Below are 15,623 nucleotides of genomic sequence, written 5' to 3'. Positions count from 1 at the left end.
ATAAAATATATGTTGCTAAAGCCTCGATTAAAATCGGGGCTTTTTTATTTTCAGCCACCCTGGTATTATCGATTGTTTTTTTGCCGACTGAGCGTTAATCAATTAAAGAAAAGTGTATTGCAGTATTGTGGTGTAAAACCTGTCTATATATAGATTGTTAAAAACTACCCAAAACCAAGGTTTAAAATGGCTTAATGAAGCATACGTACTAGGAAAATCCTTCAGATAACTAGTTGTAGGCTAAAATGAATTGTTAACCGCTAAAGTAATTTTGTCATAAATTCTTCATAAAACCTGCAGGAATAAAAAAATAACATTTGTATGGCAGTTGATGTTCTTATGACTTTTAATTTTGTATTTTAAAAGCAAACTAATCGTCCCAATCATGATTAATAAAGGGTTATCCAAGGTGGGTATATTTTTATTAAATGTGCTCTCTCTATTACCGCTATTTATTTTATACAGATTGGCAGATGCTTTTTATGTGTTAATATTTTACGTTTTCGGCTACCGTAGAAAAGTAGTTAAGGAAAACCTGATTAATTCATTTCCCGAAAAAAGTACTTCAGAAATTAATGATATAGAAAAGCGTTTTTATAAATTTTTGTCTTCACTTTTTATTGAAGTGATCAAGATGAAAAGCATTTCTAAAAAGGAATTAAACAAAAGGGTAAAGTTTAAAAATACCGATCTGGTAGAAGCCTATCTTAAAAATAATGAAAGTGTACTTTTCTGCTCATCACATTATGGCAATTACGAATGGGTGTGTATGGCTATTGGTTTAAACTTTTCCGGCAAACATTACCCGATTTACAAGCCGTTGAGCAGCGATGCTTTTGACAATTGGTTTCTGGATATGAGGAGTAGGTTTGGTAACCATATGGTATCTATGCGCCAAACCTTAAGGGCCATACAAGCCACCAAGAATGAAGCTACTATGTTTACTTTCGGAAGTGACCAGGCGCCATCAAAAGAGGATTCGACCTATTGGACAACGTTTTTAAACCAGGAATCTTCAATTCAATTGGGGGTAGAAAAGATTGCGAAAAAAACCAACCGTCCAGTTTTTTACCTCAAAATTAACACTATAAAAAGGGGTTATTACGAGGTAGATTGTGTTCCGATCTGCTTAAACCCAGCAAAAACCGCTGAATTTGAGATTACCGAACAGCATACCCATTTCTTGGAAGACATGATCAAAGAGGCACCTGCTTATTGGTTGTGGAGTCACCGTAGGTGGAAATACAAACGCCCACCAAAACGTGTTGAAACGATATTTAAAGATCAGAACATCTTGGATGCTATGGTATAATCTATTTATCTGAAATTAAAACCTAACATTTTTGTGGCATAATTTGTTGAATTGCTTTTTAATTTAGCGTTTCAACTACTTATATATGATAAAAAAGGGGATTTCCTATTTGGGAATATTTTTTTTAAGCGTATTATCTCTGTTTCCACTGTCTGTTTTATACATTTTGGCCGATGGAGCTTATCTGCTGCTTTATTTTGTTTTCGGCTACCGTCGGAAAGTGGTGAGGGAAAATTTATTGAATGCGTTACCCCATAAAACGTTGGAAGAAATCGTGGTCATCGAAAAACGTTACTACCGCTACCTGGCGTCATTGATATTCGAAATCGTTAAGATGAGCAGCATCTCAAAAAAAGAAATAGAAAAGCGTTTTATTTTTAAAAATAAAGAACAGGTTCAGGAATATTTAGATCGCGGCCAGAGCGTGTTGATCTGTTCAGCACATTATGGTAACTGGGAGTGGGGCACTTTGGGTATTGGACTTAACTTTTCTGCAGATCATTATCCAATTTACAAACCCTTAAGCAATGCTACATTTGATAGTTGGTTTAAAAAAGTACGAAGTAAATTTGGTAATAAGTTAATTGCTATGCGGCAAACTGTGCGGGCTTTGCAGGCGAGTAAGGATAAACCAAGTATATTTAGTTTCGGAAATGACCAGGCACCCTCCAAAGATGAATCGCATTATTGGACAAGTTTTATGCATCAGGCCAGTTCTGTACAACTAGGAATTGAAAAAATTGCGAAGCGCACTAATCAGCCTATATTTTATTTTAAAGTAAATGTATTGAAACGAGGTTTTTATGATGTTGATTGCGTGCCGCTTTGTTTAAATCCGGCTGAAACAGCAGGGTTCGAAATTACTGAACTACATACCCGTTTTTTGGAAGAAATAATTAATGCACAACCCGAATATTGGCTATGGAGCCATAGGAGGTGGAAGCACAAACCTAAACATCAACTTCTTTTTGCTACAAATGAATCTCGAAAGCAGGCATAATTTCCCAAATATTTTATATTTGTTGTTATAACGCTTATCCATGAAAATCTTCAAAAAAATACTTTTAATCCTGATTTATTCTTTTTTTTTATCGCTATTCGCATTATTTCTTTGGAAACCATATTTGTTGAATGTATTAAAATATAGAACACCAAACGCCGAAACCTATAAAATTTTTCCGCAGGAAATTTCGCATAAAAGCGATTCGGCCTTTCATTTTGTCAGGGCAGCAAAACCACGCAATGGTTTAGATACCTTGCAGGTACAGGATGGGAATAACCGATTGATTCCATTAAAGACTTACTTGAAAAACGGGCAGATCAATGCTTTTATCGTGATCAGGAATGATAGTGTGCTGTACGAAAGATATGATAAAGGTTATAGCGATAGCACTTTATGTACCATATTTTCGGGAGCAAAGAGTATGATTTCTATTATGATTGGCCAGGCATTGGCCGATGGTAGTATTAAAAGTCTGAATGATAAGGTAACAAGATATATCCCTGAATTAAAATCGAATCCCGCTTTCGGGCAGATTACATTAAAAAACCTGTTGGATATGAAATCGGGACTCGAGTTTCAGGATGCGTTGGGCGGGATTATAAAAGCTTTTTTTTCTGACGAAGCCAAATATTATTATACTGATGATATGGCTGCCCAATTGATGAAAGTAAAATTGGTTAACAAACCTGGTACGGTTTGGGTGTATAAAAGCATTGACCCGATTTTATTGGGCTGGGTCTTAAAAAAGGCAAGCGGCAAATCGGTGGCCAAATATTTCGAGGCCCATGTATGGAAGCAGATCGGAGCCGAATATAATTCGACTTGGGGCTTAGACCAGGTAAATGGTTTAACAAATACCGCCAGCCGTTTTCAGGTAACGGCAATAGATTTAGCTAAAATTGGTCGCCTTTATTTAAATAAGGGCAGGTACAATGGAAATCAGGTTGTTCCTGAAAACTGGGTAAATCAATCCACCAATATTGGTAACGAAATTCCAGCATCAGCAAAAGGCTGGCAAAAATCAGCACATCATTACCTTTGGTGGATTCCGCAGGCAGGTGATAAAGGCGATTATGCGGCAGAGGGTATGCTTGGCCAAAGGTTGTATGTAGATCCGAAAACAAATACCATTATTGTGCAATTTGCCGATCATGGTGCGGGGAATTATCCATACCGGAAAATCAGCCGGTATCTGGCTGGATTGCCGTTTAGTTATCCGAAAGGTTAATAGCTACAGGAGAATACCGGGTGAACTAGGGTCTCAAGTCTCGGATGTGGTGTCCTAAATTCCTTTTTGAGATTTTGAAAATCAGGGTTTAGTGTCAATCGGTCCCGAAAGTCCCGTTATCCGCTTTACTTTGGCAATGAACTATTACCTCGTGTTCGCTGCTACCGGGTTTAGTTAACTCACAGCTGTGCAATGTATCCAACAGTCTAAACCCCACATAGCGGATACCGGCCAGTGTGTAATGCCTGCAGGCGTATGAGTATGTGGCGGGGCTAACGTTACTATAGATGGCAGGTTTTGCTTTTCTAAAAAATATGTTTAAACTTTGTTGGCACAGATTGTTTCCCCTAAACCTTAAAAAAAGCATATCATTTTATAGGCTAATGCTTACAATCTGTATGTTTGTGGTAAAAGATTTAGACATATTTCCATAAAATAGTACATTGCCTCTGCATGGAAAACAATGATGTAAAAATTTCAAAAAAGAAGCCGATTTTTCCGGTTACACCTGCTTTGCAGAAATATTTGCGCACCTATCAGCGTGAAGCGAAATTACCCATTGGTTATAATGATTTAATGCAGTTTAACGAGGCTTTCCCACTAATGGATAAGTTTGGTAAAGATTCGCTTTGGGAAGGTCCTATTTATGCACAGGATTTAATCGGGCCCTTACACGAAGGTTTAAAGGAAATTTATGCAAATCTTAAAGCATCAGGTAACTTGCGCATTGTTGAACATAAGTACATCGATAAAATAGAATACTGCACCTTCGGAAATACCCACCCCTTTCGCGTCCGTATTGTAAACCGCTTAAACGATGTTTACGATTACTTCTACATTAAAAAAGCGGATGCCTCTCGAATTTACGGTTTAGAAATGGAAGAAATCCTTTCACCAAATCAGGTAAATTACCTGGTAGATGGCGATACCCTGGTAGAAGAACACATTGCAGGGATCCCGGGTGATGTTTTTACAAAAGGACAGTTATATACACCAGAATTTAACCCTACCCGTATAGCAAAAGAGTTTGTGAAGTTTAATGAACGCTGTTTGATTATGCTTTTGGGGGATATGCGTGCCTATAATTTTGTGGTACAGATTACGCCCGATTTTGATGATATCCAGTTTCGTATCCGGGCTATAGATTTTGATCAACAGTTTTACGAAGGCAATTTAAAAGTTTATCTACCTCAGTTTTTTAAAGAGAATTTGCCTTATGTGAAAATGAGCATGGAGCAGTTAACGGAGAAAACTGTACTGCAATATCAGCAGGAGGAACGGTCGTCAATTGTACATCGCGTAAGGAGCGAGCGTCACCGCTTAACCGATCTTCGTGATGTTTCGAACAAAGAAGAATTAACTACACCCGAAAATATCGCTTTGCTAAAGCAGGGTATGAGCGATTATTTTAAGGATACAAATTATCTACAGTGCAAAACCATGACGGATATTATTGAATTGAATATCAAAAATATTATTAGGCAGGTTAAGCTATAAGTGGTGTTGGATGTCACCATCCGACACTAAAAATAATCAAAATAAATTTATCCGTCAGATGGTAACATCTGACGGCACAAAAAGGACTAAAATAAAAAAGGTAGGCAAATTGCCTACCTTTTTTGAGTGAATCTAGAAAGAGCGTCGAAAGTTTTTAGGCGTGCTGCCCTTCATGAACACCTTCGGCAAATTCCTCTACAATTTTATCGTTAAAAGCTGGTAAATCTTCTGGTGTACGGCTGGTAACCAAGCCTTGGTCTACCACCACTTCCTCATCTGACCAGATGGCTCCGGCATTAATTAAATCCTGCGAAATGTTTTTTACTGAAGTTAACTTTCTGCCCTGTACTACATCGGCATTAATCAACGTTTGTGGACCGTGGCAAATGGCGGCAACAGGTTTCCCGTCGGCAAAAAATGATTTTACAAAAACCAATGCATCTTCGTTAATACGTAACTGATCTGGATTTATTATGCCACCTGGTAAAAGTAATCCATTATAATCATCCGCATTTGCTTCCGAAATGGTTTTATCTACATCAACTTCTATCGACCAGTGATCGTGATCCCAGGCTTTTATTTTTCCGCTTTTTGAGGAGATAATGTGAACGGTTGCGCCCTCTTCTTTTAACCGTTTAACTGGCTCGGTTAATTCTACTTCTTCAAATCCGCTTTCTGAAAGTACAGCAATAGTGCGGTTACTTAATTGTCCCATAATCTTTAAATTTTTAATAGGTGATATATTAAAGACAGTTGGGGAAAATTATTGTTTTTAGAAATTTGAGATTACTAAAAGAACTCAATAGTTGTTTTATTGTCTAAATTTTGAAAATGAAATGCATCAAAAATAACTCTGCTCACTATAGTTTTAATAAAAATAGCGTCTTTAAAATGGTCTAAGTTATAGTTAAAAACAAATGAATCAATGTGTTTTTCCTCTTTAAAACCAATAAATTTAAGTGCATTTCTGGTCGTTTTATCTAATATGTATTTTTTTTTGAGCCGTTTAACATTTGTAATTGACAATAGGATTTCTTTCTCGTTACGTTCAAACAGTAAGAATAGTTTTTCTTCTTTTTTCAAGTTGAATATAAAACCTTTAATCCTTTGTTCTGCTAAATCAAAAATAGCATCATCAAACTCTTGTCCATCGTCAAAGTAGGCAGGTTTATAGCTGTTTAATTGGTCAAGTTTTTGGTCAATTTGTTCTAGTATGTGTTTTTGGTAGTCGTTATCTTTCTGAAACCCGCCTCTATTAACGTAAAAATCAATTGTTCGTTTCAATTGCTCTTTTTCCTGAGCGTGAGGATCGAGTAGAGATTCAATTAATCTAATCTGGCGCTGGATGTTAACCAGGATTTTAGAATTCAGATAGATCGCCTTATAATCATTGTCTATCTTATCGCTTTCGATTAGGGATTCAATGAGTTCCTTTTCCTGCTTATAAATAGAGAGTAGTTCGTTAATTTCTTCATTCATAACCTAATCATTTGTCCTGCGGTGCTTAACAAAATACAAGATCAGGTTACCTGCAATAACGATGTGATTAAAAATATTGGGGATCAAACCATAATATTTCGTAAATATTTTAAACCGTTCTTTTAAGCTTTCGCGGTGTTTTTTCTTGCTCATGCCACCAACCAGGTATTTGGCTACGTAACGGTGAACATTAACAATATTTGAGGCTTTTTTTGCAGCTTTAATAATCCAATCAATATCTGAACTGTACTTATAGGTTAAATCGTATGGCGTAATAATACTGCGGCGGATATAAATGGCCTGGTGGCTAATGTTCATACCATATTTAAAACTCGTCCAGTCGAATTCTTCTGGCGCTTCGTGCCTTCTTCGGCCTAAATTTTCCCAATTGTCATTGTACATTTCAGTTTCTCCGTAATAAATGTCGGCACCAGGAGCTGTAGCGAAAACATCTTCTACAGTGTGGTTATCATAAATCTCATCGCCTGAATTCATAAATAAAACATAATCGCCCGTAGCGAGCGCTAAACCTTTGTTCATGGCATCATAAATGCCTTTATCAGGTTCTGATACAATTTTTGTAATCTGTTCCTTATAGCGTTGCACAACTTGCAAAGTCCCATCAGTAGATGCGCCGTCTATTACAATATATTCAATTTTTTTATAGGTTTGATTAAGAATAGAATGGATGGTACGTTCGATATCGCGAACATTATTGTATACGATGGTAATGACGGTTAATTTGGGCATGGGTTAATCCATTAATTTTTTAAAGGTTTCGGCATCTGGGATTAAACCTTTAAATGCTTTAGGTAATGTTGTACTGGTTTTGTAGGTGGAAACACCCATTGCTTTGTTAAAATCGCGGAATGAAAATTCTACAATTTTGTTTTTCTTTTCCTTGCAAAGTATGATGCCTATTGACGGCTGCTCGTGTGATTGTTTAACATATTCGTCAAGGGCAGATAAATAGAAATTCATTTTGCCTAAATACTCAGGTTTGAATTTTCCGGTTTTTAGTTCGAAAACAACCAGACATTGTAAACGGCGGTTAAAAAACAAAAGGTCTAAAAAATATTCTTCGTCTTCAACAATCAATCTATATTGATTGCTAATAAAGGCAAAATCGGTTCCTAACGACATTAAAAATTTTTTAATATTCTGTACTATTCCACTTTCTAAAACCCGTTCATCCTGCTCATCATTATCTTCTATATTAATAAAATCCAGCAGGTATTCATCTTTGAAAGATAGGAGCGTTTTATTCCTTATCTCTTCGTTAGAAATCGTTTTTAAAAAGTTATTAGGTAAACTACCCGAATTGCTAAAAGATTTGTTTTTGAGTTGATATTTTAAAGTAGCTAAACTCCAGAATTCTGTTGCCGTTTTTTTGATGTAGTATATTTTTTCCTCTAAAGTTTCAGTAGCTTGGATTAGCTCTATATGATGTGAAAAGCTTAATTTAAAAAAATGATTTTCAATTTGGTTCAACAGTGTTGGCCTGATTTTAAATGATTCATTATCAGTATTTTGGATTTGGTCCAACAGTGTTGGTCTAAATGCAATTTCTTCAATATCAATGATGGATGATTGTCCCTTTATGGATGGCTTGGTGAGGAAATATTCTTCCCACGACTCGAAAAAGAACCTCATTCTCTTTATGCCTGTAGCTGAGAATCCCCGTAAACCAGGTAGTTCGGTCTGTAAATCGGTAGAAAGGTTATCAATAACTTTTGCCCCCCATTTCTCTTTCTTAGTCTTCTCAGAAATAAATTTACCAACTGTAAAATATAACAGCAAAAGTTCTTTATTTACTAAAGTAGCAGCTTTATATCGGCTCGATAAAATAGCCGATTTTAATGCCTTAATACTTTCAGAATAATTTGTGATGCGTTCCATTAAACAGTTTCAATCGGTATAAATTTAATAAAGATTGACCAAATTTTTATTTGTAGAAAAGAAAATGAGATTTTACCAATTGAATCGTAAATAGAACTGTAAATTTTATTAAGATATTGAAATTATTTCGGTTGTAAATCAATCAGCGTTTCATAAAGATCGATATGTTCTGCAGCAATTACTTCTTCAGAGAAATCTGTTAAAATACTTAATCTGGCTGCTTTTTGGATCTCTTCTTTATTTGGACGATGGTAAAGCCACTCTATACCGTTTGCCAAATCTTCAGCGTTCTGATATTCGGCCAGATAGCCGTTTTGCATGTGTTTAACCATATCCGGAATCCCGCCAGTGGTAAAAGCAACAACAGGGGTAGCGCATGATAAACTTTCCATCACGGTATTGGGCAGGTTATCTTCAAGAGAGGGAGTAATAAAAGCATCGGCGGCAGAATAACATTTTGCCAAATGGTCGTCCTTATTAATGGTCCCGAGAAAAGTGGTTTTAAAGGGAAATTCAGGCATTTCGGTATTTTCCTTATTTCCAAAAATAACCAGCTCAATATTTTCTTTCTGTATTCCTGCCCTACGCGACAAAATTTCTAGTGCTTCGATTAAATAGGGCGTTCCTTTATGCTTGTCGTTTTTTGAAGGCATAAATCCGCTCATCAACACAAATTTATCTGGATTAATCTTCAGGATTTTCTTAGCTTCTGATTTAACGTAGGGTTTGAAAATTTTCGTTTCTATTGTATTCGGGATAACTGTAGTTTTTCGCGTGCCCAACAAACTGCTGAACTTTACCGAAGCCGCCATCCATTTGCTAGGCGCCACAATATGGAAATTTAATTTCGTGTAAGCTTTCTGCTTGCGTAACCAGGTTTTGTGAGAAATATCATTTTTACCGCTGATTTTCAAAATCGGGCAATTGCCACATTGTTGGTGAAAATTTTCGCATCCATAGCGCACATGACAGCCTCCAGTAAAAGCATTGCTATCGTGAAAAGTCCACACAATCGGTTTTTCCAGTTCATCAAGCTGTGCTAAAAACTTGGGGTTTAAGAAGCCATGGTTTACCCAATGCAGATGGATAATATCGGCATTTTTAACATCTGGATGGTTTATAACCGAACGGCCAAACCAATGCAAGCTAAATGGTGTTTTTACAGATTTACTGAGCCATTTGGCAAAATATCTTTCTGATAAGATGTTATAAATGGCTTTTGCTTTCTGCAAAGGAGATTTGCTAAAGGTTTCAATCTTAGGATTTTGACCAAATTTATAGTAAACCAATACTTTCGAATCGATTCCACTAGCGTTTAATGCGTCACTTAAGCGCAAACAGGCACGTCCTGCTCCGCCATTTCCATCGTAGGTATTTAGGTGTACTACTTTCAAATCAATCAAAAATACATTTTATTGTTTACGAATATAAAATCTGTTGCGTATTTTGAGGCATCAAAAGCCAAACAAAATAAATCATGATCAAATCCCTGTTGAAATCGTTAGCAACATTAGCTTTTTTGTTACCCATTTATTCCTTGGCCTACAGCCAAACTTATTTTGCGGCATACCCTGCTTTAACGCCAGATGCACAAACAATAGTATTTAGCTATGATGGCGATATCTGGAAAGTACCTGTAAAAGGAGGTGTAGCTTCGAGAGTTACAGCCATGCAAGGTGAAGAAATTAATCCGAAAATATCTCCCGATGGAAAATGGATGGCTTTTTCGTCTAATCAATTTGGTAATTATGATGTTTATGTTATGCCGCTAACAGGTGGCGACATTAAACAATTAACTTTTAACGATGCTGCTGATGAAGTAGACAACTGGAGTTGGGATTCGAAAACAATTTATTTTACATCTGGTCGGTACAATTCTTTTTCGAGTTATAAGGTAAGCGTAAACGGTGGTACGGCTGTTCGTTTATTCGATAATTATTTCAACACTACGCACCACATTGCCGAATCACCAAATGGAGAACTGTTTTTTAATGATACATGGGAGAGTTATCGCTTTACAAACCGTAAACATTACAAAGGAGCCTATAATCCCGATATCCAGTCGTACAATCCAAAATCGAAAAGCTATAAACGCTATACCGATTACATCGGGAAAGATTTTTGGACAAGTATTGATCAAAAAGGAAATATCTTTTTCGTATCGGATGAAGGCAATGAAGAATACAATCTCTACACTTTTATAGGTGGCAAGAAAACAAGCCTGACCAATTTTGATACTTCCATTAAACGCCCTTTTGTTTCGGCCAATGGAACTACGGTTGTGTTTGAGAAAGATTATCAATTGTACACCTACGATGTAGCTTCTAAGAAAACCGAGAAAATCAATATTAGTACTTCACGGAATCAAGTATTGAGTAAAGAACAAGAGTACGATGTGCGAGGCAATATTTCGGCGTTCGATGTTTCTACTGATGGTAAAAAGATGGCATTTATCTCGCGCGGAGAGGTATTTGTAAGCGATGCCGACGGGAAATTTATCCGTAAGATTACCAATAGTGGAGAAAGGGCACTAGAATGTAAATGGTTGGCTGATAACAAAACCATCCTGTTTAGTCAAACAGCTAACGGATATCAAAACTGGTTTACCATTACCGGCGATGGTAAGGGCTCAATAAAACAGCTCACTAAGGAGAAGGCAAACGTACGGGATATTACTTTAAATAAAACCAAAACAATGGCTGTGTATTTGAGTGGTAGAAACGAACTTAAACTGATGGACCTTAAAACTTTTGAAGCCAAAACTTTAGTGACTGACGAGTTTTGGGCTATACAAAGCTCGGCACCAAGTTTTTCGCCAAATGACGAATATGTGCTTTTCACTGTTTACCGGAATTTCGAGCAGGATATTATGGTGCATCACATTAAAAACAATAAAACCATTAACTTAACCAATACAGGTGTTACCGAAACTGGTCCGGCTTGGTCGCCAGATGGGAAATATATTTTCTTTACCAGTGCTCGTACCAAACCATCTTATCCAACCGGAATGTCGAACGCGCACATTTATCGAATGGCGTTGAACGATTACGATGAACCCTACCGTTCAGATAAGTTCGACGATCTGTTTAAAGAAAGCAAGCCCGCACCAACCGATGTTAAGCCTGCACCTGAAAATAAAAATGATAAAAAAGCAAAAACCGATACGGCTAAAAAGAAAACAGAAGTTAAACCTACACCTAAGCCCGCTAACGTAATTATCATTAATACTCAAGATATCCTTGATAGAATAGAATTGGTTGGCCCTTCGTTTGGTGGCCAGTACGGAACAGATGCTTATGCTAAGGGCGATAAAACCTATGTTTATTATTCATCTAACCATGAAGGTGGTGCATTTGGTCTTTATCGCACCGTCATAGAACCTTTTGAAGCCAATAAAACTGAAAAAGTTGCCGATGGGGGTGATTACTCCATTATTTCGGCCGGGGATAAATTTTTCGTTTTATCGAGAGGTGTAATCAACAAATATACCTTAGAAGGGAATAAACTTGATCGGGTAGACCATGGTTATAAATTTACCAGAAACCTGAATGCCGAGTTTAATCAGATGTTTTACGAAACTTGGGTAGGTTTGGATGAAAATTTTTACGATGAAAAATTTCATGGCGTAGATTGGGATAAAATGAGAACACGTTATGCGGCTTATCTGCCTTATGTAAATAACCGGAGTGATCTTAGGATTTTATTGAATGATATGCTGGGCGAACTGAATTCTTCTCACATGGGCTTTAATAGCTCAGGGGCAGAGGAACGTAAAAACCTTACTTACATCACTAATGAAACGGGGATTATCTTCGATAATGAAAACCCTTTAAAAGTTGAACGTATTGCCGCTAAAAGTAATGCTGCACACACCGGGACAAATATTTTGGCAGGAGATATTTTAACTGAAGTAAATGGTGTTAAAGTAGATGAGAAAATAGACCGCGATTATTATTTTAGTAAACCATCACTAGATAAAGAAATCACTTTAACCTTTAAACGCAATGGAAAAGATGTTTATGTAAATGTACATCCTGAAAGTTCTGGTACTTTGCGCGGAAACCTTTACGATGAGTGGATTAGCCAAAACCATAAAAATGTAGATAAATGGAGCAACAACCGTATAGCTTATTCTTATATGAAAAATATGGGTGGTGGCGAGTTGGAAACTTTCCTTTTAGATATGGTTGCACAAGAAGAAAATAAGGAAGCTATTATTCTCGATCTGCGTTACAATACCGGAGGAAATGTGCACGATGATGTATTAAAATTCCTTTCTCAGCGTCCGTATTTACAATGGAAATACCGTGGTGGTAAAATGGCCCCACAAGGTAATTTTGGCCCTGCAGCGAAACCGATTGTATTGCTGATTAACGAGCAATCTCTAAGTGATGCTGAAATGACGGCCGCTGGTTTTAAGCAATTAAAACTGGGTAAGATTATTGGTACAGAAACCTATCGATGGATTATTTTTACTTCGGCTAAAGGTTTGGTTGATGGTTCTTCTTATCGTCTGCCATCATGGGGTTGTTATACTATGGATGGCAAGAATATTGAAAAGGAGGGTGTTAAGCCAGACATCTTCGTTAAAAATACTTTTGAAGACCGCCTGGCAAATAAAGATCCTCAACTCGAAAAAGCAGTGGCTGAGATTTTGAAGGACCTTAAATAGGGTTAATCAGTTATTGTTTAAATCGGGTAATTGAGCCCCCAAAATCGTCATTTCGACTGAAGTGGAACGAAATGGAGAAATCTTTTCAGCAAGTTTAAAAGATTTCTCCACTGCGGTCGAAATGACGATAAAATTTTAAGATATGATTTTGACAACTTATGCTTTGAGTGATTTCATGGTTTAAACAATTAACCATTTTAGGCAGTTAACCATTTTTTCCGTTTCTTTGAGGTTGGAATTATTTAAAACATGGCAAATTTATTAACCGACAGGGCTTTTTGGGTAAATTATTGGGAAAGTAAAAAAGGGCTAGCGGTTCAGTTACCTTCCAATTATTTATTTCATCAGCAACTGGCAGATGTTATTCAGAAGGATAATGTTAAAACCGCTATAGAATTGGGCGGCTTCCCTGGTTATTATGCTGTGTTCCTGAAAAAATATTTTCAGCTTGATGTTACTCTTCTCGATTATTTTGTTCATCCACCGGTTGTAAACGAGCTTTTGGTAAAGAACGGCTTAACCGAAAAGGATATTCACATTATCGAAACCGATCTTTTTAATTACATACCCGAAAAGCAGTATGATCTTGTGCTAAGCTGCGGTTTAATTGAGCATTTTAACGATACTACCGATATTATTAACCGCCACATTGCTTTTGTAAAACCGGGCGGTACCTTGTTTGTCACGCTACCAAATTTTAAGGCGGTAAATGGTTGGTTCCAAAAGAATTTCGATAGAGAAAATTACGATAAACACAATATCGATAGCATGGATCCAGAACTGTTAAAATCGATTTGTGAACAAGCCGGACTTAAAGAAGTAAAATCTGGTTATTTTGGCCGTTTTAGTATATGGCTAGAAAATGAAAGCCAAAAATCTGCAGGCGTTCGCCTATTTAAAAAGGCAGTTTGGCTGACTGGAAAAGTATTTACAAAGATTATTCCATTCGAAAGTAAAAATCTATCACCTTATATTATCTTAGTAGCGAAAAAAATATAACGCGCTATGTTAATCAGTTGGGGTTACTCACCTAAAATTGAAAAGTTTATTCCTTTGGCCGATTTTCCGGCAGATAAATATTTAATTGTAGCCAGGCAGGCTATCGAAAATCTGGGCTGGAGCCTTAGCCATGTGTCAGAAAGCGGACTAATTGCGTACACACCAATATCTTTCCAATCCTATAGTGAGGAAATATCTATCCGTATCCATGGAAATTTCGCTGTAGTAAAAAGTGAGTGTGTAGGTATCCAGATGTTTTTCAATGATTATGGCAAAAATGATGCAAACCTTGAGAAGTTTTTTCATGAGTTTGAATATGTAGAGTTTCATCTCAAAGATATTTGGGAAGAAAGTTTACTTAAGTTTCATCAATTTGTCGCAACTCAGGATGATCGGTATTTTGAGAAAGCGCCCTTAGCAACGAAAAACAAGATCAAGAATGTGTTGTTCTTGTTTTTTCCTCAAAAAGGCTATACGGTAACGCCAATTTTGGTGCTTCTAAATATCTTTTATTATATAACACTTATTCTTTTCTCGATAGTGTACCTGAGGTATCAGTTTGTAAGAAATGGAAGTAGTTATGATCCTGATTTTATAGAAGAGCTAAAAAAAATAGCGTTAAATTTTGGGGTTAATCAGCGTAATCTTGTACTGGGGGGCGAATATTGGCGATTAATTACCTATCAGTTTATTCACGGATCTAAGTCGCATTTATTTTTTAATATGTATGCGCTGATTTACCTTGGTTTAATGATAGAGAATAAACTGGGCTGGAAAAAATACCTGTTTATTTATTTGGTTAGTGGTATTTGTGGAGGGCTGTTGAGTTTGATTTTTCACCAGGAAGGGGTAATGATGGGGGCATCAGGAGCCATTATGGGCTTATATGGTGCTTTTATTGCACTTCTACTTACCAAAACTTTCGAACCGAAGGCCACTAAAGCATTGTTGGTAAGTACATTGATTGTTTCCTTACTGGTACTGATGAACGGTGCTTTTGGCAAAAGGGTAGATAATGCAGCACACATAGGCGGTTTTGTATCGGGATTTATTTTTGCTTACCTCCTTAATTATAAATGGGACAAAACATTTGAAGTTAAAACCTGGACAAGGTATGCCGTTTCAATGCTTTTATTCCTGATGTTTTTTAGTGGGATAATTTACTTTAATCCTAAGTATGGAACAGAAGAATACCGCAAATTAAGCGATACTTTTAATGGTAACCTGGGCTCACTCAACAGCATTATGAATTTAAAAATCTCTTTGCCTAAAGATATCAAGCTCGCTTCCATCAAAGCAGATGGTATTATCCCCATGGAAAGGAACCTGGTCGTAATTAAGCAAATGCAGGCCTTAAATTTAAAGCCTGAAGATGCTAAAGAACGTGCTGAAAAAATAAAGCTGAGTAAGGCATCACACAGGGCCGTAATGTTAATGTACAGAGACATTAAGGCCGATAGCACCTATCGTTACAGTAAAGAAACTTCTAATGCATTGGCAAAGGTTTTCGAAATTCTTTATAAACCGGAGTAAG

General features: G+C 36.7%; 12 protein-coding genes. 7 read left to right on the top strand and 5 right to left on the bottom strand.

What is annotated here, in order from left to right:
• Nucleotides 1-385: 385 nt before the first annotated feature.
• From HDC90_RS11295 to HDC90_RS11280, 4 genes are all read left to right on the top strand, one after another.
• Nucleotides 386-1,312 carry a lysophospholipid acyltransferase family protein gene (locus HDC90_RS11295; RefSeq protein ID WP_184466397.1) on the top strand — a complete coding sequence of 309 codons (927 nt, stop codon included), beginning with the start codon at nucleotides 386-388 and terminating at the stop codon, nucleotides 1,310-1,312.
• Between the two features lie 85 nt (nucleotides 1,313-1,397).
• Complete coding sequence (locus HDC90_RS11290; protein ID WP_184466395.1) at nucleotides 1,398-2,312, top strand: lysophospholipid acyltransferase family protein; 915 nt, start codon at nucleotides 1,398-1,400, stop codon at nucleotides 2,310-2,312.
• A 40-nt stretch (nucleotides 2,313-2,352) separates the two neighbouring features.
• Nucleotides 2,353-3,543, top strand: a complete 1,191-nt coding sequence (locus HDC90_RS11285; RefSeq protein ID WP_184466393.1) for a serine hydrolase — start codon at nucleotides 2,353-2,355, stop codon at nucleotides 3,541-3,543.
• Between the two features lie 453 nt (nucleotides 3,544-3,996).
• A complete protein-coding gene (locus HDC90_RS11280; RefSeq protein ID WP_184466391.1) occupies nucleotides 3,997-5,040 on the top strand; it encodes a hypothetical protein in 1,044 nt (347 codons plus the stop codon).
• Between the two features lie 154 nt (nucleotides 5,041-5,194).
• On the opposite strand, the gene HDC90_RS11275 is transcribed toward HDC90_RS11280, so the two are convergent.
• The 5 genes from HDC90_RS11275 to HDC90_RS11255 form a co-directional block, all read right to left on the bottom strand.
• Nucleotides 5,195-5,755 (bottom strand): type 1 glutamine amidotransferase domain-containing protein, encoded by a 561-nt coding sequence (locus tag HDC90_RS11275; RefSeq protein WP_184466388.1) that lies wholly within the window; start codon nucleotides 5,753-5,755, stop codon nucleotides 5,195-5,197.
• A 74-nt stretch (nucleotides 5,756-5,829) separates the two neighbouring features.
• The gene (locus HDC90_RS11270) at nucleotides 5,830-6,519 is read right to left on the bottom strand and encodes a hypothetical protein (protein WP_184466386.1); all 690 of its coding nucleotides are present in this window, start codon (nucleotides 6,517-6,519) and stop codon (nucleotides 5,830-5,832) included.
• A gap of 3 nt (nucleotides 6,520-6,522) precedes the next feature.
• A complete protein-coding gene (locus HDC90_RS11265) occupies nucleotides 6,523-7,269 on the bottom strand; it encodes a glycosyltransferase family 2 protein (protein WP_184466384.1) in 747 nt (248 codons plus the stop codon).
• Between the two features lie 3 nt (nucleotides 7,270-7,272).
• Nucleotides 7,273-8,418: a YhcG family protein gene (locus HDC90_RS11260; protein ID WP_184466382.1), complete on the bottom strand. Its 1,146-nt coding sequence runs from the start codon at nucleotides 8,416-8,418 to the stop codon at nucleotides 7,273-7,275.
• 122 nt (nucleotides 8,419-8,540) lie between these two features.
• The gene (locus HDC90_RS11255) at nucleotides 8,541-9,821 is read right to left on the bottom strand and encodes a glycosyltransferase family 4 protein (protein ID WP_184466380.1); all 1,281 of its coding nucleotides are present in this window, start codon (nucleotides 9,819-9,821) and stop codon (nucleotides 8,541-8,543) included.
• A gap of 74 nt (nucleotides 9,822-9,895) precedes the next feature.
• On the opposite strand from HDC90_RS11255, the gene HDC90_RS11250 reads away from it, so the two are divergent.
• From HDC90_RS11250 to HDC90_RS11240, 3 genes are all read left to right on the top strand, one after another.
• The gene (locus HDC90_RS11250; protein ID WP_184466378.1) at nucleotides 9,896-13,090 is read left to right on the top strand and encodes a S41 family peptidase; all 3,195 of its coding nucleotides are present in this window, start codon (nucleotides 9,896-9,898) and stop codon (nucleotides 13,088-13,090) included.
• A gap of 249 nt (nucleotides 13,091-13,339) precedes the next feature.
• Complete coding sequence (locus HDC90_RS11245) at nucleotides 13,340-14,089, top strand: bifunctional 2-polyprenyl-6-hydroxyphenol methylase/3-demethylubiquinol 3-O-methyltransferase UbiG (RefSeq protein ID WP_184466375.1); 750 nt, start codon at nucleotides 13,340-13,342, stop codon at nucleotides 14,087-14,089.
• Between the two features lie 6 nt (nucleotides 14,090-14,095).
• Nucleotides 14,096-15,622 (top strand): rhomboid family intramembrane serine protease, encoded by a 1,527-nt coding sequence (locus HDC90_RS11240; RefSeq protein WP_184466373.1) that lies wholly within the window; start codon nucleotides 14,096-14,098, stop codon nucleotides 15,620-15,622.
• Nucleotide 15,623 lies beyond the last annotated feature (1 nt).

Source organism: Pedobacter sp. AK013, assembly GCF_014205835.1.
In the GTDB taxonomy this organism is placed as follows: Bacteria; Bacteroidota; Bacteroidia; order Sphingobacteriales; family Sphingobacteriaceae; genus Pedobacter.
This window is presented reverse-complemented; position numbering and strand designations above follow the sequence as displayed.